Consider the following 21,624-nt stretch of genomic DNA (forward strand, 5'->3'; position numbering starts at 1 on the left):
GCGCCCTGGCGAGGGGGTGGGTGGCGGGCAGCCGCAACCGCAACGAGGTGAAGGGCCGGTCGGCGCTCGCGGCCGCGGCTCCCGCTTCGGCGAGATGGCGCGACATGGCCGGCGTGAGCCGCGGCCACCCGCCGGGGTCCGCGCACACGGCGGCGAGGACGGTCAACCGGCCGTCCGGCTCGAGGCGCCGGCCGTGGACGAGGTAGCCGGTCACCTCTCCTGAGTCGTCGAGGAGCACCATGACGACCCGCCGGACCAGGGAGTCGTGGCGGTGCCCGGATATCTCGTGGAGCCAGCCGCGTTCGTCCCGCGCGCAGGCCAGGACGTCCCGGCCGGCCACCGTCCGGTCGACGCGTGCGAGGGCGGTGGCGTCCGCGGGCGTGGCCGGGCGGAGCACCGGTCGGGCGGCGACGCCCGACGACGGCGGCGGTTGGCGGATCGCTTCGGCCTGGACGTCGGGGGCGCCGCCGATGTGGAGTGCGTACTCGTAGCCGAAGCGGCGGTAGTAGTACGGGATCCCCTCGATCACCTGCAACGCGGTCCCGTCGGCCGCGCAGCGGGCGTGCAGTTCGTGGAAGAGTCGGCCGACCAGGCGCCGGCCGCGGTGGTCGTGGTCGGTGCCCACCAGTTCGACCTGCACCACGGGCAGCCGGTTCCCGCCGAAGGTCCATTCCTGCCGGATGCCGACCAGGGTGGCGACGATCTCGCCGCCACCGGCCGGTTCGGCGACGAGGAAGTCGTCGGGGCGCACCGCGGGATGACCGTCGAAGAGGTCGCGGGTCCACTCCGAGATGCCCGGGTACGGGTGGACGGCGTCGTTGAGGGCCGCGCACCGGTCGACGTCGGCTGGGCGCCCCGGCCGAATGATGTAAGGGTCACTGCTGTTGTGCACGGAATACATCTTCGCCGCCGGACGCGGGCCCGACAAGGAGTGGGTGCGGTCAGGCGGTGAAGACGTGCTGGCCGGGGGCGAGCAGGCGGTACGGGTCATAGCGGCGCTTGGCCGCGAGGAACTCGTCCCACGCCTCGCCGTACTGGGCCCTCCAGTCGTCGGCGGTCATCGGTATGGACCCCACGGGGTACTGGGTGCCCCCGGCCGCGCGCACCGCCTGGTACGCGGCGCGGTTGGCGTCTACCCGGGCCCGCACGGCCGCCCGGTCGCTCGGGTCCAGCGTCCACAGCACGGCCAGGAGGTACGGCATCGGGTCGTCGGGGACGCGCAGCAGCGGGGTGGCGCTCAGCCGGTCGCGGACCAGCGGGTAGAGCAGGACGACGCCGCCGCGGCCGACGTCCTGACCAGCGAACCCATCCAGCAGGGTGCGGGCCAGCGGGACGGCGCGGTCGCCGGGCAGCAGCAGGTTGAGCCACGGGTGGGCCCAGGTCCAGTAGCCCTCGCGCTTGAGCTGTTCCACGCCGTCGGCCAGCCGGTCGAGGAAGGCGAAGTACCCCATCGTCTCGACGGTGTACGGCCTCGAACGGTCGAACCGCAGGCCGGGCGGCAACTCGTCCTCATGCGGCTCGGGCTCGGCGACCGACAGGTAGCGGACGGCTTCCAGCGTGTAGCTCGAATACGCGCCCGCCTCGTCCGGATCGGCGGTGCCCTCGACGTATGTGAACCACCCGCCCTCGGCGAGCATCCGCTGGTCGGCGAGGAACGTCTCCAGGTCGGCATAGGGCAGCAGGTGGCGTCGCACGCTCCTGGGCGCGGCGATCAGCCGCAGCGTGGCGGAGACGATGACCGCGCACTGGCCGAGGCCGGCGAGCACGGCGCGGAACAGGTCGGGGTGCCGGGTGGGCGAGCAACTGACCACCTCCCCGGCCCCGGTGACGACCTCCAGCGCGGTGACGTTGTCCACCTGAGCGCCGAACCGGTGCGCTTGGCCGCCGAGTCCGCCGACCGACAGGGTGCCGCCGACGGAAAGCTCCAGGTAGTCGGTGAGCACGGGGGGCGTCAACCCGTGCCGCAGCGTCTCCCGCACCACCGCGCTCCACAGCGCGCCGGCGCCGACCGTGACCTGCCCGGCCGTCACCGACCCGATCCGGTCCAGCGGCTCGGTCTCGATCACCAGACCGCCGGCCACCTGCGCCTGCCCGTATGTGCCGTGCCCCTGCCCGCGGGCGGCCACCGGGACGCGGTACGCGCCGCAGAACCGGATCATCGCCGCGATCTCCTCGACGGAGGTGGTCCGCAGCACGCCCCCCGGGGTGTGGTGCACGATGTGCCCGAAGTCGTCCCCGTCGTCGCCGAGCGGCGCCTCGTCCACGCGGAGCGAGCCGTGCGGCAGCGGCGGGAGCCGCACGAGGCCGTCCCGCCCGGCGCGCGCCGCCACCCCGGCCTCCGTCAGCCACACACCCGCCGCCGGATCGAAGGCCACCACCTCGGCCCGTAACTCCGTGGACCGCTCCAACGGTTCCATCACGCCTCCCCCTCCTGACCCCCACCGAAGACGCCCGACACGCCTCCGGCAGGAATGACCGCATGCCGTCCCAGGGAAACCGAACTCGATAAGTATTTCCCCCGGTTGGGCGCCGAGGTACCCCCGCGTTGGTCGCGGTTGTTCCTTCGACCGTGTCCCGGGCCGAGAAGGAATAGGCAGCCGAACAGCCCCGTTGGGCAAGGCATGCATGACAACCCGACGGACAGGTTGGTTCTGGTTCCGGGCCCCGACCATCCGATCACGGTCACGCCCGCGTCTGGTCAGGTCCTGGCCACCGTGGACGAACGCACGATCGCGGACTCCGCCCGAGCGTTGACGCTGCGAGAGGAGGGCTTTCCGCCCGTTCAGTACATTCCGCGCGCAGACGTTGACTTCACCCTGCTCGATGCCACCGACCACGAGACCTACTGCCCCTACAAGGGAGTTGCGCACTACTTCAGCATTCGCATGGGCGACGTCGTCTTGGACAACGCCGTGTGGACCTACGAGGCCCCCTACCCGGCCGTCGCCGAAATCAAGGGCCACCTCGCCTTCTACACGGACCGGGTGACAGTGGCCGAGCGGACGGTGGACTGAGCCGACCCGATCTCGTCGGCGAAGGTGCCTGGGGTTCGCGGCGGCTGCCGCAAGGAGTAGGCATGTCCACCCTCGGTGGACGACAGAGTGATCACCGTGACCAGAGAGGCGCACCCGCCATGGCCCAGCCGACGACATCACCTCCTCTTCCGCGAGACACGAAGGTGCTGACCATCGGACTGCACCCGCGTGGGCTTGACTACAGCCAGATGCCCGAAGGGCTCGACGAGGCGGTGCTCACGGCCCGCATCGAGGCTGGGAACGCCGCGGTACGCGAGGCGGGGCTCGATGCCGTTCCGTGTCTCGTCGACTCCTCCCCGGCCCGCGCTGAGGCCACCATTCGAGAGCATCTCGGAGAGGGACCCTTCGGACTGGCGCTGATCGGCGGTGGTGTGCGCATGATGCCAGGGCACACCCTGCTGTTCGAGCGGATCGTCAATGTCCTCATCGAGGCCCAGCCCGGGATCCGACTGTGCTTCAACACGTCGCCGGAGGAGACGATCGACGTCCTGAAGCGGTGGATCCAGGTGTAGTCCAACGATGCCCTGCCGGCCGGGTTCGGCCGGCCGTCGGTCCAGGAGGACCTGTACTCCCGCAACGGATTCGCCGGTCCGGCGACGCTCACGATCCGATGGCAGTGCACGCTCGTGTTCACGCGCGTGGTAGGCGACTACGTCCGTATCGACTCAAGGCGTGGCGGTCGGACCGGAGCCCGAAGCCCCCGCGCCCCGCCCGTCACGATCCTGCGCAGCCCCACGGTCCGGGGTGGACGTGTGGCAGCGAACACAGGACACGCCGTTCGCGATCAAGGACGTTCACCACGACCAGGTTTTCCACGTCTGGACAGCCACGCCCGACTGGAGACCGATTTCGGCGTGCTCGACCTCGAACCGATGGACATGGCGCGGATCCCCCCGCCGAGCAGCAGTCCGACGGTGGATCCGAGGCCCGACATGGCCGCGTACACGCCCATGGCCTGGTTGCGGGGCTTGCCTTCGGGGAAGTTCGTGGCGATCAGGGAGAGGGCTGTCGGCGCGGCGATCGCGGCACCGATGCCCTCCAGGACGCGGGCGCCGATGAGCAACGCCTCGTTGGGGGCGAATCCGCCGAGCAGCGAGGCGAGAGTGAACACCGCGCGATGCCGACGCGGAACACGCGGCGGCGGCCGAAGAGGTCGCCGGCCCGCCCGCCCAGCAGGAGCAGGCCGCCGAAGGCCAGGGCGTAGGAGTTGACCACCCAGGCCAGATTCGAGGCCGAGACGTCGAGATCACCCTGGATGCTCGGCAGGGCGATGTTCGTGATCGTGCCGTCCAGCACGACCACCAGCTGCGCTGCGGCGATGACGATGAGGGCAAGACCGGAATGACGGACGCCGGCCCCCCTCCGCGGCGGAAGGGGGCCGGCCGGCGGCGGCAGTCGTGCTGTCTATTGGTATGTCGGGACTCCCGGACAAGAGCAGGGTCCGAGGCGGCCTCGGCAGTGCCTGGCGCCACTCAGAGAAAATACATCCGTTGAGTTCTTCCCGACCGACCCCTCGCGCCCCCTGCGCACGGACACGACACACCGACAGACCCCCACGCCGCGGCAGCGGACCAAGGGAAAGGGCCCGCCTCCCCTGGCGGGGGGCGGGGCCCTGGTGCTCACGTGCGGCCCACTGAGTCCTTCAGTCGCCGCTTCGAGACCTCGGCCGGCCCGCCCTCCGTGACCTTGGGGGACTCCTCAGGAGCGAGGAGAGCGCGAAGCACCGGACGGATGATGCGAAGGATGTCCTCGAGGTCCGCGGCTTCCAGGTCCGGCATGCGCAGCAGATAGCGCTGGCTGGCGACGCCCATCATCATCGCTCCGCTCAACGCGGCCCGCAGGCGTGCGTCGGGGGCCTGGATTCGCTCGGCGAGCGGACCGACGGCCCGCCTGGTGACGTGACCGCGCAGGAGGTCAGCGGCCTCCTCGCTGGTCATGCTCGTGCGCAGCAGGACCGCCATCGGGCTGTCCGGCTCGGATCGACGTGCCCCCAACCGCACACGTCGGACAGCCGGTCGAGTGCGCGCCCCATCAACTCCACGATCACCGCGAGGAAATCGGTTTCCGGTCGACTTGACCAGGATCGAGTGGAAGTCGATCAGGACGTCGGTGATGGCCGCCGGCAGCGCATCGCGCACGACGAACGGCCCACCAAGCCGCGGCGCGGCACGCACGACACGCAGTCACCCGCATACAGAAAGTTGCCGAGCCGTGACCCTTGCCCGCGCCGCTCACGCGCGCTTAACATCCCGTCCACACGGTCGAATCGATTCGACGAATCGATTCGACTACGGAGCACGGGACGCCGCAAGGGAGCGGGAATGGCCACGATCAAGGATGTCGCGGAGCGTGCGGGGGTCGCCCCGAGCACCGTGAGCTACGTCCTCAGCGGTTCCCGCAAGATCTCGGAGCAGACGGCGAGGGCCGTCCACGAGGCCATCGCCGAGCTCGGCTACCACCCGCGCGCCAGCGCCCGCACGCTGCGCAGCGCCCGCAGCGAGGTGCTGGTGCTCGCCGTGCCGCGAGAGGCCGGCAAGTACCGGGCGATGGACGGCCGGTTCGCCATCGAGATCAGCGACGCGGCCCGGGGCCACGGCTACGACGTGCTGATGATGACCGAGCCCGACGGGGTCGACGGGCTACGCCGCATCGCCCGCAGCGGCCTCGCCGACGCCGCGATCCTGATGGCCGTGCGGGAGGCCGACCCCCGGATCGCCGCGCTCGGCGAGTTCGGCTTTCCCACCGCCCTGCTCGGCCACGGCAACGAGCGCGACGAGCTCGAGGTGCCGTGGGTCGACCTCGACTGGGAGGCCGCGGTGGCCTTAGCCGTCCGGGAGTGCGCCGCCGCCGGGCACCGTCGCGTCGTCTTCTGGGCCTCGGCCGAGCACGAGATCGCCGCCCGCCGCGGCTACGCCATGCACGGTCTGGACGGCGCCAGGCTCGCCGCCGTCCAGACCGGCGCCGACGTCCGCGTGCGTCCCTCGACCGCCGATCCCGAACTGCTGCGGGCGCGGCTGCGCGACGTGCTCGGCGCCCGCCCGGCGCCCACCGCGCTCGTGGTCCAGCACCTGATCCCGCTGCCCCTGATCCTCGACGAGATCGCCGCGCTCGGCCTGCGGGTGCCGGACGATCTGGCCGTGGTGCTGGTCGGCAGCCTGCCCGACGAGCCCGCGTTGTTCGCCCTTCCCCGCATCGACCTGCCCGTGAGCCAGATGGCGGCCGCCGTCGTCCAGCTCGCCGTGCGGGCGATCGGCGCCGAGGCGGTGCCGGGCCCCGCGCGCCACGAGCTGTTTCCCCCCGGGATGGCGCCAGGACCCGTCCTCGCCAAGCCGTCCCCCACCCACTGAACCACCCTGAGCCGTGAATTGGAGACCACCAAGCCCATGCGATCGAGCTCCATACGATCAAGAGCGTGGCGCATACCGGTGCCCGCCGCAGCGCTGACCCTTGCGGGTGCCATGGTCGCGTTCGGGCTCACCGGCTGTGCCGCCGAACCCGACCCGGACACGGTCACCGTCCTGAACTCGGCGACGGACACCGCGGAGCACGAGGCCAACCAGGACTTCTTCGACCGGTGCGCCGAGCCGCTCGGCCTGCGCGTCGAGCAGATCAGCGTGCCGGCCGACCAGGTCGCGTCCAAGGCGCTGCGGATGGCCTCGTCCGACTCCCTCACCGACATCCTGGAGCTGGACGGCTCGCAGGTGCCGCAGTTCGCCGAGACCGGCGGGCTGCTGCCGATCGAGGAGGCCGGCGTCGACACCTCGGTGTTCTCGGACAGCGCCAACTCGCTCGGCTCGTTCGACGGCACCCAGTACGGGGTGGCCCGCTCGGTCAACTCGCTCGCGTTGATCTACAACGTCGACATGCTGGCCGACGCCGGTCTCGAACCGCCCACCACCTGGGAGGAGTTGGAGACCACGGCGGCCGCGCTCACCCAGGGTGACACCTACGGCATGGCGTTCAGCGCCAGCCCCAACGCGGACGGCGTCTACCAGTTCCTGCCGTTCTTCTGGTCGGCGGGCGGCGACGAGGCGCACCTCGACGACGGCGCCGGGGTGCCCGCGCTCCAGCTGTGGAAGGACCTGGTGGACGCCGGGTCGGCCTCGCGGTCCGTCGTCAACTGGAACCAGCAGGACGTCAACGACCAGTTCATCTCCGGTCGAGCCGCGATGATGATCAACGGGCCCTGGCAGGTGCCGGTGCTCGACGGGCAGACGGACGTCGACTGGGCGGTGGCCAGCATCCCGGTCCCCCAGGCCGGCGAGGAGCCGGTGCCCCCGATCGGCGGCACCGTGATGACCGTGCCGCGCAACGACGACGCCCCGGAGCGGGTCAGCAACGCGGGCCGTATCCTGAGCTGCCTCAACTCCGAGGAGAATCAGCTGGCCTGGGGCGAGCGCGTGAACAACGTGCCGACCAGGGCCGAGGCCGCGCAGGCCTACCGCGAGGGGAACCCGAAGCTGGCGCCGTTCGCCGACCTGGTGCTCACCGCCCGGTCGCGGACCGCCGAGGTCGGCACCCGCTGGCCGGTGGTCGGCGACGCGCTGGCCGGCGCCTTCCAGTCCGTGCTGACCGGCAGGTCGTCACCCGAGCAGGCCCTGGACGCCGCGCAGCGCCAGGCCGCGGCGGGAGAGTGAGGACGCCATGACGATCACGTCCCTGCCCACCGAGGAGCGGGCGCCGCGGCGCACCGCCCCCGCCGGGCGCTCAGGCGCGGGACGGCGCCGCCTCTACCAGTGGCTGTTCGTGGCCCCCGCGCTGGTCTACCTGCTGGCGTTCTTCGGCTATCCGCTGGTCCGCAACGTGCTGATGAGCTTCCAGGAGTTCACGCCGACGACCTACTTCACCGGCGAGTCGCCGTTCAACGGCCTGGAGAACTGGCGCGAGGTCTTCGACAACGAGCTGTTCGGCGACGCGCTGTGGCAGACGATCCTGTTCACCGTGGGCTCGCTGGTGGGCCAGTTCACCATCGGCCTCGGCCTCGCGGTGTTCTTCTCGCGCCGCTTCCACCTCTCCGGCGTGATCCGGGCCGTGCTGCTGCTGCCGTGGCTGGTGCCGATGGTGGTGTCCGCCGTGGTCTGGCGGCGGATCATGGACGAGGACCACGGGGTGCTCAACAGCTTCCTCGAGACCCTGCACCTGTCGAGCGACGGCGTGCCGTGGCTCAGCAGCCCGAGCGTGGCGCTGCTCTCGGCGATCCTGGTGAACATCTGGATCGGCATCCCGTTCAACATGGTGATCCTCTACGGCGGGCTGCAAGAGATCCCGCGTGAGTTGTACGAGGCGGCGGCGCTGGACGGCGCGGGTCCGTGGCGCACGTTCCGTTCCATCACACTGCCGATGCTGCGGCCGGTGGTGACGGTGGTCCTGGTGCTCGGCTTCATGTCGACGATCAAGATCCTCGACCTGATCCTGGCGTTGACCGGTGGCGGCCCGGCCGACTCGACCCAGACGCTCGGCACGCTCACCTACCAGCTGTCGTTCCTCCAGCTCGACTTCGGCCAGGGTGCGGTGGTCGGCAATGTCCTCATCCTCATCAGCGCCGTGTTCGCGGTGCTCTACCTGCGGATCAACCGCAGCGACACCCAGGGGAAGTGACCGGTGATGAATCGCACTCCCGCCCGCTCGCGGGCGCGCCGCGCCTGGAACACGGCGGCCGCGCTGCTGATCCTGGCCGTGATGCTGTTCCCGGTGTACTGGATGCTCAGCACCTCGCTCCAGCCGCACTCGAGCATCGCCTCGGCCGACCTGATCCCGACCTCCCCCAGCTTCGACAACTTCTCGGCGGCGCTCGACAGTCAGGGCGGCTCGCTGGTCACCAGCCTGGTGGTGTCGCTCGGCGCGGTGGCGGTCTGCCTGGCGCTGGCGGCGCCGGCGGCCTACGGTCTCGCGCAGTTCGGTCTGCGCGGCAGCCGCGGCATCGTGTTCGGCACCCTGATCACGCAGATGGTGCCGGGCATCGTGGTGGCCAACGCGTTGTACAGCGCCTACGCGGAGCTGGGTCTCGTCAACTCCTACCTGGGCCTCATCCTGGCCGACGCCTCGCTCGGCCTGCCGTTCGCGATCGTGCTGCTGCGCGCGTTCATGGTGTCGATCCCGACCGAGGTGGTGGAGGCCGCGATGGTGGACGGCGCCAACCGGTTCACCGCCTTCGTCCGCATCGTGCTGCCGATGAGCCGCAACGCGCTGATCACCTCGGGGTTGTTCGCCTTCCTGTTCGCCTGGGCCGACTTCATCTTCGCGCTGACGCTGAACACCACGGACGACGTGCGCCCGGTGACCCTGGGCATCTATCAGTTCATCGGCGCTCACGTCAGCGACTGGGGCGCGGTGATGGCCACCGCCGTACTGTCCGCGATCCCCGCGGCGATACTGCTGGTCGTCGCACAGAAGTACATCGCCGCCGGGATCGCCGGCGGCTCCGTCAAGTAGAGCAAGGCCGCCATCGCTTATGACCTCCAACGAATCGACCGCGTCCGCGAGCTCCGCGTCCACGGGGTTCCCCTCCTTCCCGCCCGGGTTCTCCTTCGGCGCGGCCACCGCCAGTTACCAGATCGAGGGTGGGTACGACGAGGGCGGTCGTGGCCCGTCCATCTGGGACACCTACTGCCGGGAGCCCGGCCGGGTCGCGAACGGCGCCACCGGCGACGTGGCCTGCGACCACTACCACCGCTACCCGGAGGACGTGGCGCTGCTGCGTGACCTGGGCGTGGACAGCTACCGCTTCTCGGTGGCGTGGCCGCGGATCCAGCCGACCGGTTCCGGCAAGGCCAACCAGGAGGGGCTCGACTTCTACGACCGGCTGGTGGACGAGCTGCTGGCCGCCGGGATAGCGCCGGCCGCCACGCTCTACCACTGGGACCTGCCGCAGGCCCTTGAGGACCTGGGCGGCTGGCGGGTGCGCGGGACGGCGGAGCGGTTCGCCGAGTACACGGAGCTGGTCGTGGATCGGCTCGGAGACCGGGTGCCGCGCTGGATGACGCTCAACGAGCCGTTCTGCTCGGCGTTCGTCGGGTACGCGATCGGCCGGCACGCGCCCGGCGCGCGGGAGGGCCGGGGCGCGCTGGCCGCCGCCCACCACCTGCTGGTGGGGCACGGCCTCGCGGTGCGGGCGCTGCGCGCGGCGGGCGCCGACGAGGTCGGCATCGTGCTCAACCCCGACCTGCTGCTGCCGGCGACCGGCTCGGAGGCCGACCTGGGCGCGGTGCGCCGCGCCGAGACCCTGCACAACGCGGTCTGGCTCGACCCGCTGTTCGCCGGCCGCTACCCGGAGCACGAGGCGGAGACCTGGGGCGAGCTCGCGGACGGCTCCTGGCGCCTGGACGGTGACCTGGAGATCATCGGCGCCCCGCTGGACTTCCTCGGCATCAACTACTACCGGCCGATCACCGTCAGGGACGCGCCGCTGCGCGACCCTGACCCGGCGACCCGCACCGCGGTCGACATCCGGGTCGAGGAGACCTGGCGGGACGACGTCCGGCACACCACGATGGGCTGGCCGGTGGTGCCGGAGACGTTCACGCGGCTGCTGACGGAGCTCACCGAGCGCTACCCTACGGTGCCACCGCTGTTCATCACCGAGAACGGCTCGGCCGAGGCCGACGAGGTGGCGGCGGACGGCCAGGTCCACGACGCCGACCGCGTCGCCTACCTGCGCGACCACCTGCACGCGCTGGCCGCGGCCATCGACGCGGGCGTCGAGGTGCGGGGCTACTACGTCTGGTCCCTGATGGACAACTTCGAGTGGGCCTTCGGCTACGACAAGCGGTTCGGCATCGTGCGGGTCGACTACGACACCCTCGAACGCCTGCCCAAGGACAGTTACCGCTGGTACCGGGACATGATCGCCAATCACAAGACGCAGGAGATCTCTTGAAGTTCACCGACGGCTACTGGCTGATGCGCGAGGGCGTCCAGGCGTCCTGGGCCAAGCAGCTCGCCGACGCCCGAATCGAGGACGACCGACTCACCCTGTACGCGGCGGTGCGACGGGTGGAGCGTCGTGGTCAGACGCTCAACAGCCCGCTGCTGACCGTGGAGTGCTTCTCGCCCGCTGAGGGCGTGATCGGTGTGCGGTCCGTCCACCACGACGGCGAGGAGGACCGGGGGCCCCGGTTCTCGCTGGCCAGCGCCCCAGGGCACGCCGGCAAGACCTCGACCGACGGCTCGGTCGTGGAGCTGTCGAGCGGCCCGCTGACGCTGCGCGTCGACACGGCGGAGCCCTGGCGGCTCGACTTCGTCGCCGACGAGCGGGTGTTGACCTCGGCCGGCTCGCGCGGCACCGGCTTCGCCACGGACCCGGAGGGGCGGCACTTCTCCATAGGCCAGCTGTCGTTGGGCGTCGGCGAGCTGGTGTACGGCCTCGGTGAGCGGTTCACGCCATTCACCAAGAACGGCCAGAGCGTGGACATCTGGCAGGCGGACGGCGGCACGGCCAGCGAACAGGCCTACAAGAACGTGCCGTTCTACCTCACCAACCGCGGCTACGGCGTCTTCGTCAACCACCCGGGCCTGGTCTCCTACGAGATCGGCTCGGAGTCCGTGGGCCAGGTGCAGTTCAGCGTCGAGGGCCAGTCGGTCGAGTACCTGGTGATCCACGGCCCCACGCCCAAGGAGATCCTCGACCGCTACACGGCCCTGACCGGCCGGCCGGCGCTGCCGCCCGCCTGGTCCTTCGGCCTGTGGCTGTCGACGTCCTTCACCACGGACTACGACGAGGAGACCGTCACCCGCTTCGTGCGCGGCATGGCCGAGCGCGACATCCCGCTGAGCGTCTTCCACTTCGACTGCTTCTGGATGCGCGAGTACCAGTGGTGCGACTTCACCTGGGACCCGGCGGTCTTCCCGGACCCGGAGGGCATGCTCGCCAGGTTGAAGGAGCAGGGTCTCCGCGTCTCGGTGTGGATCAACCCCTACATCGGGCAGAAGTCGCCGCTGTTCGCGGAGGCCAGGCGGCTCGGCTACCTGGTGCGCAAGGCCAACGGCGACGTGTGGCAGTGGGATATGTGGCAGGCCGGCATGGCGCTGGTGGACTTCACCAACCCGGAGGCCCGCGAGTGGTTCGCCGGCAAGCTGCGGGTGCTGGCCGGCCAGGGCGTGGACTGCTTCAAGACGGACTTCGGCGAGCGGGTGCCGACCGACGTGGTCTGGCACGACGGCTCGGATCCGGAGCGCATGCACAACTACTACACGCAGCTCTACAACGAGACCGTCTTCCGGGCGCTCACCGAGCTCCGCGGGGAGGGCGAGGCGGTGCTGTTCGCCCGCTCGGCGACCGCCGGCGGGCAGCAGTTCCCGGTGCACTGGGGCGGCGACTGCGAGTCGACGTTCGACGCGATGGCCGAGTCGCTGCGCGGCGGCCTCTCGCTCGGCCTGTCCGGGTTCGGCTTCTGGAGTCACGACATCGGCGGCTTCGAGGGGACGCCGACGCCGGCGACCTTCAAGCGCTGGGCCCAGTTCGGCCTGCTCTCCTCGCACAGCAGGCTGCACGGCAGCAACTCCTACCGGGTGCCGTGGCACTACGACGAGGAGGCGGTGACCGTCACCCGGGACTTCACCCGGCTGAAGCACCGGCTGATGCCGTACCTCTACCGGGCCGCCGAGCAGGCGCGGGAGTCGGGCACCCCGGTGATGCGGGCGATGCTGCTCGAGTTCCCCGACGACCCGTCCTGCCACGTGCTCGACCGGCAGTACATGTTGGGCGGCGACATCCTGGTGGCGCCGGTCTTCACCGAGGACGGCACGGTCGAGTACTACGTGCCGGCCGGGACGTGGACCCATCTGCTCTCCGGCGAGCAGGTCCAGGGCCCCGGCTGGCGGCGGGAGAGGTTCGGCTTCGACAGCCTGCCGCTGCTGGCCAGGCCCGGCTCGGTCATACCGTTCGGCGCCGAGGACGAGACGCCCGAGTACGCGTGGGCGGACGGGGTGACGCTGCGGGTGCACGCGCCGGCCGACGGCGTGGAGACGGTGACCACCGTCCCGGCGCCCGGCGGCACCCCCGCCACCTTCCGCATCCGGCGGGAGGGGGACACCGTCACGGTGACCGCCGAGGGCGCGCCCGGCGCCTGGCGGGTCGAGATCGCCGGCCCCGAGGGCTACGCGGAGCCGGTCGCGGCCGATCCTGGCGCCGCCTCGCTCTCCGTTCCGGTGGCCGGCTGATCCCGCTGACGGATCCCTCCGCCCGCGTCGATCCGGCGCAGCAGCGGAGGGATCCAGTGCCGCCCGTAGGCGGCACGCAGCGCGGGCAGCCGCCAGTCGCGGCCGGTGACCCGGCCGCGACACACGCGGCTGCCGCAGCGACAGTCCATGGCCCACGCGTCGACCCCGGTGTGGGTGGCGTAGTCGCTGGTCAGCTCCTCGCCGACCGCGATGTCGCGCCGGGCGACCAGGGTGAAGGCGTCCGCGTGCCAGAGGGTGGGCTCGCACGAGTGGTTTCCGTAGCGGACCGGCTCGGCGGGGTCGATCAGCAGATGCCGGTCCTCGTCGACCGTGATGCTGCTGTACGGCGGTTCGAGCGTGGCCAGCGCCGCGTCGTCGATGAGCTCGCCGCCGACCCGTTGCACGGCCTCGCCGGCGCGCAGCGGGGCGATGGCGAAGAGGCCGAGGCCCTGGATGGGCGAGGCGCGGACCTCCGCCTTGCGGTGAGCCAGCAGTCGGTGGGGGGCCGCGGGGGCGGTTCTGGCATGGGCCCGATCATGCCTGCCCGCCGGGCCGGGGCGCACCCCCTTTCCGGTCGCCTTCGTTTGGGGGCTTGGTCGCGGGGAACCCGCACCTTCCGCGAGAGCTGGTTGCGGAGGTGGTGAGGTATGACCAAGCGGAACGAGAGAACCGCGCACGCCGTCATCGACCGGTGCGGCGAGACCTACGCCGAGCAGGCGGGTATCCGGCTGCGGAACAGCCCGGCGGCGCTCTATCAGCTGCTGGTGCTCTCCCACCTGCTGTCGGCCAGGATCAGCGCGGGGGTGGCCGTCGCCGCCGCCCGGGCGTTGTTCGACGCCGGTATGCGGAACCCGCGGCACATGGCGGACGCCACTTGGCAGCAGCGGGTCGACGCGCTGGGCAGGGGCCACTACCGACGCTACGACGAACGCACCTCGACCCAGCTCGGCGACGAGGCGGATCTGCTGCTCGAACGCTACGGCGGCGACCTGCGGCGGCTCCGCGAGGAGGGCGATGCGGCCGAGCTGCTGCAGCAGTTCCCCGGGATCGGGCCGACGGGCGCCGACATCTTCCTCCGCGAGGCGCAGGCCGTCTGGCCCGAGTACGCGCCCCGGGTGGACGACAGGATGCGGGCCGGTGCCGAGCGGGTGGGCCTGCCGCGCTCGCCGGGGGCGCTGTCCCGGCTGGTGAGTGACGAGGAACTGCCGCACCTCGCCGCGGGCCTGGTCCGGGTGTCGCTGGACAAGGGCCTGGCCGACGAGGTGCGCGCGGCGTCCCGGTCCACGACCCGTTCGGGCTGAACCAGCCCAGGTACGGTGGAATCCGACATTCCCCCAGCTGACCAAGCCTCATATGATCAATCGGGGGACTCACTGGGCAACACCCAAGGACTACCCGGGAGGCTCACCATGGCCGACATCGAGGCGCTCGAACTCGACGCGGTGTGGAACGAGTTCCACGCCGTCGTCAATATGACGTCCCAGGAGCTCGCGGCCTGGCTGCGGACCAGCAGCGCCGGCGAGCACACCGAGGAGGTGCCGGACCACGCGGGCTCCGAGCGCGGCCGGGGTGTGCTGGCGATCCTGCGGAAGCGGCAGATGGATCTCACCGACGGCGACATCGCGCTGATGCGGGACGTCGTGGAGACGGTGCGCGAGGAGCGGGAGGCGGGGCCGCGGTCGGCACTGCCCGAGCCGGAGTGGCGCTACCGCCTGATGTCGCTGGGCCACGACCCGCTGCGCGCGCCCAGCTGACGGCGGCCCGGGCGCCCGGCCCCAGCCCACGCACAGCGCAGCGTCACCGCACAGCGTCACCGTTCGGCGTCACCGTTCGGCGGGCCGGCGGGCAGGCTCCGGAGCCGGCTCCAGCGCCGGCTCGACCGGCGCCGGTGGCGCCGCCTCCGGCGCCGGCCTGGCCAGCGCCCGCCACCAGGGGGCACCCGGGAGGTCGCCCGCCGTGGGCTCGAACGACTCGCCTGGGCGGGGCATGGTCACCGCCACGCCGGCCGCCGAGGCCGCCCGCAGGGACCACTCGGCCGGCTCGTCCCACGGGTGCGGGGCGAGGTTGAAGGTGGCCCAGTGGATCGGCAGCAGGACGCCGTGCGGGCTGCCGCCCGACAGGTCCAGGTGGGCCCGCACGCCCTCGTCCGGCGTCATGTGGACGTCGGGCCAGAACTCGGGGCTGTAGGCGCCCATCTGCATCATGGTCGCGTCGAACGGGCCGAGCCTGGCCCCGATGTCGGCGAAACCGGGGAAGTATCCGGTGTCCCCGCTGTGGAAGACGCGGTGCTCGGGACCGGCCACCGCCCAGGACGCCCAGAGCGTGACGCCCTGGTTGCGCAGGCCGCGGCCGCAGAAGTGCTGCCCCGGGGTGGCCGTCAGGGTCAGCTCGCCGACCCGCGTCGACTCCCACCAGTCGAGCTCGACGATTCGCCCGGCCGGCACGGACCAGTGCTCAAGGTGGGCGCCCACCCCGAGCGGCACCGCGAACACCGTGTCGGTGCCGGCCAGGGCGCGGATGGTGGGCATGTCCAGGTGGTCGTAGTGGTCGTGCGAGACGACCACCGCGTCCAGCCGGCCGAGCTCGGCCAGGGACATCGGCGCCGGGTGCAGCCGGCGCGGGCCGGCGAAGCCGAACGGCGAGCAGCGCTCCCCCCACACCGGGTCGAACAGCACCCGGTGCCCGTCGATCTCGACCAGCACCGTGGCGTGCCCGAGCCAGGTCAGCCGCAGCCCGCTGGCCGGCGGGCCGCCCCGGTCGAGGACGGCGGGCCGCACCACGGGCGGTGCCTCGGTCGGCGCGCGGCGCGCCCAGCGGGTCCGGTCGAAGGACTGGCGCAGCAGCGGCAGTGCCTCCCGGAAACTCAGGGTGCGGGTGGGCCGCTCGTTGCGGAAGGCGCCATCGCGGAACTGCGGGGAACGGCGGATCCTGGCCAGGCGCTCCCCGGTCGGCTCGGCGCCGAAGGAGGCGGGGCGGAGTCTGGCGAGCGCGGATCGGCGGTGCGGCTCTTCGTCGGCGGTGGACTGCTCTGCCATGGGGACCTCCCTGGTGCGGGTCGTTGGCCACTGTAGATGACGGCTGTGACAGCTCGTCACCCTCCGCGAGCGGCCGAGTTCCGAGGGGCGTCGCCCCTGTCGAGGGTGCGCCATCGGAGTGCGGGAGGCGTCCGCCTCAGAGGTGATCTTCCGGCCGGCGGAATACACCTGCGGTTCGACTCACGGCCGGCGGTCGCGGCCGTAGGCTTGCCCGCATGGACGTGGCGCGTCGGGACTTGGTGGACGCCTGGCTGGCCGTGCTGGTGCTCGCGCTGTGCGCGCTCAACGTCGGGCTCGACGAGGAGTGGCGCGGCGCGGACCTCGTGGTGACCGTGCCGCTGTCGCTCGGCGCGTCCCTCGCGGTGGCGCTGCGGCGCCGGATGCCGGAGCGAATGCTGCTGCTGGTGCTCGCGGGATGCCTGGCGCAGAGCCTCCTGGGCAACGCGCTGATCGCCACGACGCCGGCCGTCTACGCCGTGGTGTCGGCGGTGGCGGTGCGCGGGGCGCCCTGGGCGGTGGGCCTGGCGCTGGTCGGCGGCGTCACCGCCTCGGTGATCGGCGTGGTGTCGAGCACCGCCAGGGACGAGATGCCGATCGGCGCCGCGACGCAGGTGGCGATAGCGCTGCTGCTGCCGTTCACCCTCAGCTGGGCGCTCGGCTATCGGCGGCGGTTCCAGCGCTGCTACCGCCACCAGCTGGCCGAGCGCGCCGACAGCGTGGAGCGGATCGACGCGGTCCGGCGGCAGGCGGCGCTGGCCGCCCAACGCGCCGAGATCTGCCGGGAGATGTACGACATCACGGGGCACCGGGTGGCCGGCATGGTGGTGCAGGCCGAGGCGGCGGGGCGGGTGCTCGACCGGGCGCCGGGCCAGGCGCGGCAGGCCCTGCGGACCATCGCGCACGCCGGCCGGGAGTCGGAGACCGAGTTGCGCAGGATGCTGGGCGTCCTGGGCGACGCGGAGCGCCCCTGACCCGCCGCCTCCGGGGTCGGCGGGTCAGACCGGCGTGGTCAGGGCGCGGGCCGGCTCGGGGCGGTGCACGCCGCGCGGCCGGTAGCCGAGCAGGTCGGAGCGGCCGGTGAGGTCGGCGAGCAGCCAGAGGATGGCGAGCCACATCTCGGTGCCCTGCAGGCCCGGTTCGCGGCCGGGCCCGGTGGACTCGGGGGCCGGTCCGAAGCCGAAACCGCGCCCCTCACGCCAGCGGCCGAGCGCCCGGTCGAGCTGGTCCTCGGCCCAGGCATGGGCCTCGGCGGCGCGGTGCCCGGTCTGGCGGCTGGCGAGCCACAGCGGGTGGGCCACGTCAAGCACGTTGCAGGCGTTCTCCCGTTCGCCGCCGAAGTAGCGCGGGTCGCGGGCGTGGTCGAGCACGGTGTCGACCACCCGCCCCGGGTGCGGGACGGGCACGCCGAACTGGGCGAAGGAGCCGCGGGTGAGCCGGTAGTAGCCGTTGACGACCTGGAGCCGCCCGCTGCCCGGCGCCGGGCGGCCCCACATCCCGGTCCACGGGTCGACGCGGGTGAGCAGCCAGCCGAACAGGGCCTCAAGGGTGCCGGGCGCGGCCGGTTCCGCGCCGAGTTCCAGGTTCCACAGGGCCGCCGTGGCGAAGGAGTCGATCCAGCTGCCGGCGTGCCAGGCCCGCTCGGCCCAGGGCAGCCGGTCGAGCCGGTCGGTCAGCTGTCGGGGCGTCAGGCCGGCGACGCCGTGCACGGGGTGCGCGGGGGCGGCGTCGAGCAGCCGCAGCGCGTAGCCGACGGACAGCACGTGGTAGAGGGCGGCCCCGTCGTCCACCAGGCCGTCCGCGGCGGCGGCCGGCAGGGTGGCGCCGATCTCCGGCACCAGGCCGGTGGCCGGGTCCTGGGCGGCGCGCAGCCGCTCGGCGTGGGCGGCGGCCGGCAGTTGGGCGGGGGGCGCGCCGAGCAGCAGGTCGGCGATCTCGACGGCGTCGCAGTGCGCGCGGACGGTGGGGGCGGCGCCGGGTCGGTCCGCGTAGCGCTCGCCGTCCCAGGCGCGGGCCAGCAGGGCGGGCGCCTGGTCGCGGGCGGCCGCGGCGAAGTCGGCGAGGCGCGCGTCGAGGTCGCCGCCCCGACGCGACCGCTCGGTGCCCGCCGTGCGGTGCGCGGGCCGCCGGCTGGTGTCGCGGCGGTCGCGGATGAACCGGGCCGGGTTGCCGGCCACCATGGCCCAGTCCGGCACGTCGCGGGTGACGACGGCGCCGGCGCCTATCACGCAGTGGTCGCCGATGGTGACCCCGTCGAGGATCACCACGTGCGAGCCGATCCACACGTCGTCCCCGACGGTGATGCCGCGGCTGGTGGTTGCCTGGCGGTGGATGCGGCGGTCGGGCGCCGTGGAGTGGTTGAAGCCGAGGAGCGAGGTGTGGGCGCCGATGCGGACCGCCTCGCCCAGGGTGACGGTGCCGCGCACGGTCGTGAACGGGTTGAAGGTGCAGTCGGCGCCGGCGCTGATGTCGCCGGTGAGATAGGCGTGGGCTGCGACGTAGGAGTCGTCGCCGAGCCGGAAGCGGTCGGGGTGGAGAGCGGCGAGCGGCGAGAGGTAGCAGCGTTCGCCGATCTCCGCGCCGGTGGTGGCGGCGAACCGCCGCTGGTGGGCGAGTTGCGCCGCCCGCTGCTCCGGGGTGGCCTCCTTGTCGAAGAGCCAGGGGCAGTAGTCGAAGCGTCCGTCCTGGGGGACCCGATCGTCCTGGGCGTTCATGGTGTGGCTCCCTGGTGTCGCCTAACTAATCCGGATGATGTTCGCACTATCCCGGGTAGGGATGGCCGTGCCCCCGTAACCTGTGCGGAGTAGTGAAGATCGAAACGAGGGGGGCCGAAAGGCCCCTTGCCGTTTCCTGACCGCGGTCCGACCGCCCTGCCATTCGGGAATACTGCCTATGCCGAGCACCGATGTGCTGAAGCGAGTCCTCGCCCCGCGCCCCGCCGAGGGCGCGCGGCGACCCCAGCGGCCACCGCTCGTCCGTGAGCTGCCGCTCATCGTCTTCCTCTATCTGGCCTACAAGTTCGGCAGACGGGCGGCCAACGGCCAGTTCGGCGAGGCGTTCGCCAACGCCGACCTGGTGTGGCGGGCGGAGCGCGCCCTGTGGCTCCCCGGCGAGAAGGCCGTGCAGGACCTGCTGCTGCACAGCGAGGTGGTGATCCGCTTCATCAACGTGTACTACGCGATGGTGCACTTCCCCGCCATCGTGCTCTTCCTCATATGGATGTACTGGCGGCGGCCCGGCCACTTCGTGTGGGCGCGGTGGGTGTTGACCTGGCTGACCGGCGCCGCGCTCGTGCTGCACCTGCTGTTCCCGCTCGCGCCACCGCGCCTCTTCCGGCCGTCCGGGATGATGGACACCGGCGTGGTGTACGGGCCCGCGGTCTACGGCAAGCCGGAGGCCGACTCGATGGCCAACCAGTTCGCCGCCATGCCCTCGCTGCACGTCGGTTGGGCGCTGTTCATCGCCATCGCGCTGATCGTCGTGGGGCGCGGCCGGCTGCGCTGGCTGTGGCTGCTGCACCCGCTGATCACGGTCGTGGCGGTCGTCGGCACCGGCCACCACTACTGGCTCGACGGCCTGGTGGCGGGCACCATACTCGCCGTCGTACTGGCCGTGCTGCGGCCGCCTCGTCTCCCCGCCCGCGCGCCCGCGCCGACCGGCCGGGGCACGGTGAGCGCGGACGGCCCGGGCGTCGCGGCCCGGGACGTCGGCGCCGACCGTGCGCCGAGCGGCGCGGGCGCCGAGCGAAACCACGATCCGAGCGCCCTCGCCCGCCGGGACGGCTGACCCGCGCCGCTCGCGCGCCCCGGGCGGGGGCGCGGGCGGCGGCCGGACGACGCACCGGCACCTCGTGTCCCCGTGAGCCCCGCCATGCCACCCCTGCTCCCTTGTCGCGCCGGATCGGCACCCATATCGTTGGTCCGCCGGACAACTCCCGTGATCAAGCCATAATCTGACGGGCGATGGAGCAGTCGGCTCGGGGAGGGATCAGCCCAATGACCACACGTGGACGTCACCGCCGTTACCGGCCCAACGCCGTGTCGCGCGCCTCGCTCACGGTCACCGCCTCCGGGGCCGGGCTCGCGTTACCTCTGATCACCGCGGCCGCCTCGTCGGCGGCGTCGGTCGACACCTGGGAGCGCGTCGCCGAGTGCGAGAGCGGCGGCGACTGGGACATCAACACGGGCAACGGGTTCTACGGCGGCCTCCAGTTCCAGCAGAGCACCTGGGAGGCGTACGGCGGCGGCGCCTACGCTGCCCGGGCCGACCAGGCCACCAGGGACCAGCAGATCGCGGTCGCCGAGGAGGTGCTGGCCGGTCAGGGCCCGAGCGCCTGGCCGCACTGCTCGACCGTGGCCAGGCTCACCGTGGACGGCGTGACGCCCGACGTGTCCCCCCGGCCCGAGGCCGAGCCGGTGGTCGAGGCCGAGCCCGTGGCGCAGGCGATCCCCGCGGCCGCGCCGGCCGAGGAGGACGTGGACCAGGCCGACCGGTACGAGGTGGTGCGCGGCGACACGCTGTTCGGCATCGCCACCAGCCACCAGGTCAGTGGCGGCTGGCAGTCGCTCTACGAGCTCAACCGCGCCACCATCGGCGGCGACCCCGACCTGATCTTCCCCGGGCAGCGGCTGGCGCTGCACCCCGGCGACGCGCCGGCCGAGGAGCGGCGCGCCGAGCCGACGCCCGATGCCGAGCCCGAGGCCGAGGAGGAGCCGGCGGCGGCCGAGCCGGCGCCCGAGGAGGCCGAGGAAGCCGAGGAGGAGCGGGCCCAGGAGACCGAGGCCCGGGAGGAGCCCGCCGAGGAGCCGCAGGGCGAGCGCGAGGAGCGGCCGGCCGAGGCCGCCTACACCGCGCCGGTCGACGCCGGCACCGGCACCGCCTACCACGCGACCGGCAGTTCCTGGTCCCGCGGCTACCACACCGGCGTCGACTTCCCCGTCGCCACCGGAACCACGGTCAGGTCGGTGGCCGCCGGCGAGGTGGTCTCGGCCGGCTGGGCCGGCTCCTTCGGCTACGAGGTGATCGTCCGTCACCCGGACGGCAGGTTCAGCCAGTACGCGCACCTCTCCGCGATCTCCGTCTCCGCGGGGCAGCCGGTGGGCAGTGGCCAGCGCGTCGGCCGCTCAGGATCCACGGGGAACTCCTCGGGGCCGCACCTGCACTTCGAGATCCGCACCGGCCAGGCTTTCGGCACCGACATCGACCCGCTCGCCTATCTCAGGGAGCACGGCGTCACCGTGTGACACGAATCCGGGCGGCCCGAATCGGCCGCCGGCTGGCTTGATGCCATCGCCCGGCGGGCCGACCTATCGGGACAGATGGCGCGGTAACCCCCCGGGGGAGCGATGTCACCCCCGGGTTTCCTTCCCTCGCCTGGCGCGAAGTCAGTACCCTCGACC

The 21,624-nt window shown here is 72.4% G+C and carries 19 protein-coding genes and 1 pseudogene; 13 read left to right on the plus strand and 7 right to left on the minus strand.

Translation table 11 applies throughout. From position 1 onward, the window contains the following. A partial coding sequence (locus E1265_RS11500; RefSeq protein ID WP_165953724.1) for a GNAT family N-acetyltransferase occupies positions 1-892 on the minus strand: 892 nt, incomplete at its 3' end. A 49-nt stretch (positions 893-941) separates the two neighbouring features. Then, on the minus strand, positions 942-2,417 hold the full coding sequence (locus tag E1265_RS11505; RefSeq protein WP_132930202.1) for an FAD-binding protein: 1,476 nt from the start codon (positions 2,415-2,417) through the stop codon (positions 942-944). 297 nt (positions 2,418-2,714) lie between these two features. Here E1265_RS11505 and E1265_RS11510 point away from each other — a divergent pair, with 297 nt between their 5' ends. After that, the gene (locus tag E1265_RS11510) at positions 2,715-3,014 is read left to right on the plus strand and encodes a DUF427 domain-containing protein (RefSeq protein WP_243740698.1); all 300 of its coding nucleotides are present in this window, start codon (positions 2,715-2,717) and stop codon (positions 3,012-3,014) included. A gap of 119 nt (positions 3,015-3,133) precedes the next feature. After that, positions 3,134-3,547: a hypothetical protein gene (locus E1265_RS11515; RefSeq protein ID WP_132930184.1), complete on the plus strand. Its 414-nt coding sequence runs from the start codon at positions 3,134-3,136 to the stop codon at positions 3,545-3,547. A gap of 380 nt (positions 3,548-3,927) precedes the next feature. On the opposite strand, the pseudogene E1265_RS11520 reads toward E1265_RS11515, so the two are convergent. Both E1265_RS11520 and E1265_RS38890 read right to left on the minus strand, forming a co-directional pair. Then, positions 3,928-4,430, minus strand: a pseudogene (locus E1265_RS11520) (MFS transporter); the annotation flags it as partial. Between the two features lie 224 nt (positions 4,431-4,654). Then, a complete protein-coding gene (locus E1265_RS38890) occupies positions 4,655-5,209 on the minus strand; it encodes a hypothetical protein (protein WP_243740699.1) in 555 nt (184 codons plus the stop codon). Between the two features lie 147 nt (positions 5,210-5,356). Here E1265_RS38890 and E1265_RS11530 point away from each other — a divergent pair, with 147 nt between their 5' ends. The 6 genes from E1265_RS11530 to yicI all read left to right on the plus strand — a co-directional run bounded on the left by E1265_RS11530 (position 5,357) and on the right by yicI (position 13,193). Next, entirely contained in the window at positions 5,357-6,382 is a 1,026-nt protein-coding gene (locus E1265_RS11530) for a LacI family DNA-binding transcriptional regulator (RefSeq protein ID WP_132930185.1), read from the plus strand. Positions 6,383-6,493: 111 nt separating this feature from the next. Continuing rightward, positions 6,494-7,672, plus strand: coding sequence for a sugar ABC transporter substrate-binding protein (locus E1265_RS11535; RefSeq protein WP_243740700.1), 1,179 nt, complete (start codon positions 6,494-6,496; stop codon positions 7,670-7,672). A 7-nt stretch (positions 7,673-7,679) separates the two neighbouring features. Next, positions 7,680-8,633: a sugar ABC transporter permease gene (locus tag E1265_RS11540; RefSeq protein WP_132930187.1), complete on the plus strand. Its 954-nt coding sequence runs from the start codon at positions 7,680-7,682 to the stop codon at positions 8,631-8,633. A gap of 6 nt (positions 8,634-8,639) precedes the next feature. Beyond that, on the plus strand, positions 8,640-9,467 hold the full coding sequence (locus E1265_RS11545) for a carbohydrate ABC transporter permease (RefSeq protein WP_132930188.1): 828 nt from the start codon (positions 8,640-8,642) through the stop codon (positions 9,465-9,467). Between the two features lie 19 nt (positions 9,468-9,486). Continuing rightward, a complete protein-coding gene (locus E1265_RS11550) occupies positions 9,487-10,911 on the plus strand; it encodes a GH1 family beta-glucosidase (RefSeq protein ID WP_132930189.1) in 1,425 nt (474 codons plus the stop codon). After that, positions 10,908-13,193, plus strand: a complete 2,286-nt coding sequence (yicI, locus tag E1265_RS11555; protein ID WP_132930190.1) for an alpha-xylosidase — start codon at positions 10,908-10,910, stop codon at positions 13,191-13,193. Before E1265_RS11550 ends, yicI begins: the two co-directional genes overlap by 4 nt. Here the strand turns inward: yicI and E1265_RS11560 are convergent. Then, a complete protein-coding gene (locus tag E1265_RS11560) occupies positions 13,130-13,756 on the minus strand; it encodes an SET domain-containing protein-lysine N-methyltransferase (protein WP_132930191.1) in 627 nt (208 codons plus the stop codon). The genes yicI and E1265_RS11560 overlap by 64 nt on opposite strands. Positions 13,757-13,840: 84 nt before the next feature. Between E1265_RS11560 and E1265_RS11565 the strand changes: the two genes are divergently transcribed. Together E1265_RS11565 and E1265_RS11570 are read left to right on the plus strand one after the other, a co-directional pair. Next, positions 13,841-14,494: an endonuclease gene (locus tag E1265_RS11565; RefSeq protein WP_132930192.1), complete on the plus strand. Its 654-nt coding sequence runs from the start codon at positions 13,841-13,843 to the stop codon at positions 14,492-14,494. Positions 14,495-14,602: 108 nt separating this feature from the next. After that, positions 14,603-14,947: a DUF3140 domain-containing protein gene (locus E1265_RS11570; RefSeq protein WP_132930193.1), complete on the plus strand. Its 345-nt coding sequence runs from the start codon at positions 14,603-14,605 to the stop codon at positions 14,945-14,947. A 69-nt stretch (positions 14,948-15,016) separates the two neighbouring features. Here E1265_RS11570 and E1265_RS11575 read toward each other — a convergent pair whose 3' ends face one another. Next, positions 15,017-16,228 carry an MBL fold metallo-hydrolase gene (locus E1265_RS11575; protein ID WP_132930194.1) on the minus strand — a complete coding sequence of 404 codons (1,212 nt, stop codon included), beginning with the start codon at positions 16,226-16,228 and terminating at the stop codon, positions 15,017-15,019. A gap of 215 nt (positions 16,229-16,443) precedes the next feature. Here E1265_RS11575 and E1265_RS11580 point away from each other — a divergent pair, with 215 nt between their 5' ends. Continuing rightward, on the plus strand, positions 16,444-17,199 hold the full coding sequence (locus E1265_RS11580) for a histidine kinase (RefSeq protein ID WP_132930195.1): 756 nt from the start codon (positions 16,444-16,446) through the stop codon (positions 17,197-17,199). A gap of 24 nt (positions 17,200-17,223) precedes the next feature. Here E1265_RS11580 and E1265_RS11585 read toward each other — a convergent pair whose 3' ends face one another. Then, positions 17,224-18,939: an acyltransferase gene (locus E1265_RS11585; RefSeq protein WP_132930196.1), complete on the minus strand. Its 1,716-nt coding sequence runs from the start codon at positions 18,937-18,939 to the stop codon at positions 17,224-17,226. A 178-nt stretch (positions 18,940-19,117) separates the two neighbouring features. Here E1265_RS11585 and E1265_RS11590 point away from each other — a divergent pair, with 178 nt between their 5' ends. Together E1265_RS11590 and E1265_RS11595 are read left to right on the plus strand one after the other, a co-directional pair. Further along, positions 19,118-20,011, plus strand: coding sequence for a phosphatase PAP2 family protein (locus E1265_RS11590; protein WP_132930197.1), 894 nt, complete (start codon positions 19,118-19,120; stop codon positions 20,009-20,011). A gap of 209 nt (positions 20,012-20,220) precedes the next feature. Beyond that, the gene (locus tag E1265_RS11595) at positions 20,221-21,468 is read left to right on the plus strand and encodes a transglycosylase family protein (protein ID WP_132930198.1); all 1,248 of its coding nucleotides are present in this window, start codon (positions 20,221-20,223) and stop codon (positions 21,466-21,468) included. Positions 21,469-21,624: the final 156 nt, after the last annotated feature.

The sequence above is a fragment of the Streptomyces sp. 8K308 genome (assembly GCF_004348315.1).
GTDB lineage: Bacteria > Actinomycetota > Actinomycetes > Streptomycetales > Streptomycetaceae > Streptomyces.

Excerpts from the sequence above, each read along its gene's own strand:
- E1265_RS11505 (WP_132930202.1), bottom strand. The coding sequence starts at position 2,417 with ATGGAACCGTTGGAGCGGTCCACGGAGTTACGGGCCGAGGTGGTGGCC.
- E1265_RS11515 (WP_132930184.1), top strand. The coding sequence starts at position 3,134 with ATGGCCCAGCCGACGACATCACCTCCTCTTCCGCGAGACACGAAGGTG.
- E1265_RS11530 (WP_132930185.1), top strand. The coding sequence starts at position 5,357 with ATGGCCACGATCAAGGATGTCGCGGAGCGTGCGGGGGTCGCCCCGAGC.
- E1265_RS11535 (WP_243740700.1), top strand. The coding sequence starts at position 6,494 with ATGGTCGCGTTCGGGCTCACCGGCTGTGCCGCCGAACCCGACCCGGAC.
- E1265_RS11540 (WP_132930187.1), top strand. The coding sequence starts at position 7,680 with ATGACGATCACGTCCCTGCCCACCGAGGAGCGGGCGCCGCGGCGCACC.
- E1265_RS11545 (WP_132930188.1), top strand. The coding sequence starts at position 8,640 with ATGAATCGCACTCCCGCCCGCTCGCGGGCGCGCCGCGCCTGGAACACG.
- E1265_RS11550 (WP_132930189.1), top strand. The coding sequence starts at position 9,487 with ATGACCTCCAACGAATCGACCGCGTCCGCGAGCTCCGCGTCCACGGGG.
- E1265_RS11565 (WP_132930192.1), top strand. The coding sequence starts at position 13,841 with ATGACCAAGCGGAACGAGAGAACCGCGCACGCCGTCATCGACCGGTGC.
- E1265_RS11570 (WP_132930193.1), top strand. The coding sequence starts at position 14,603 with ATGGCCGACATCGAGGCGCTCGAACTCGACGCGGTGTGGAACGAGTTC.
- E1265_RS11575 (WP_132930194.1), bottom strand. The coding sequence starts at position 16,228 with ATGGCAGAGCAGTCCACCGCCGACGAAGAGCCGCACCGCCGATCCGCG.
- E1265_RS11580 (WP_132930195.1), top strand. The coding sequence starts at position 16,444 with ATGGACGTGGCGCGTCGGGACTTGGTGGACGCCTGGCTGGCCGTGCTG.
- E1265_RS11585 (WP_132930196.1), bottom strand. The coding sequence starts at position 18,939 with ATGAACGCCCAGGACGATCGGGTCCCCCAGGACGGACGCTTCGACTAC.
- E1265_RS11590 (WP_132930197.1), top strand. The coding sequence starts at position 19,118 with ATGCCGAGCACCGATGTGCTGAAGCGAGTCCTCGCCCCGCGCCCCGCC.
- E1265_RS11595 (WP_132930198.1), top strand. The coding sequence starts at position 20,221 with ATGACCACACGTGGACGTCACCGCCGTTACCGGCCCAACGCCGTGTCG.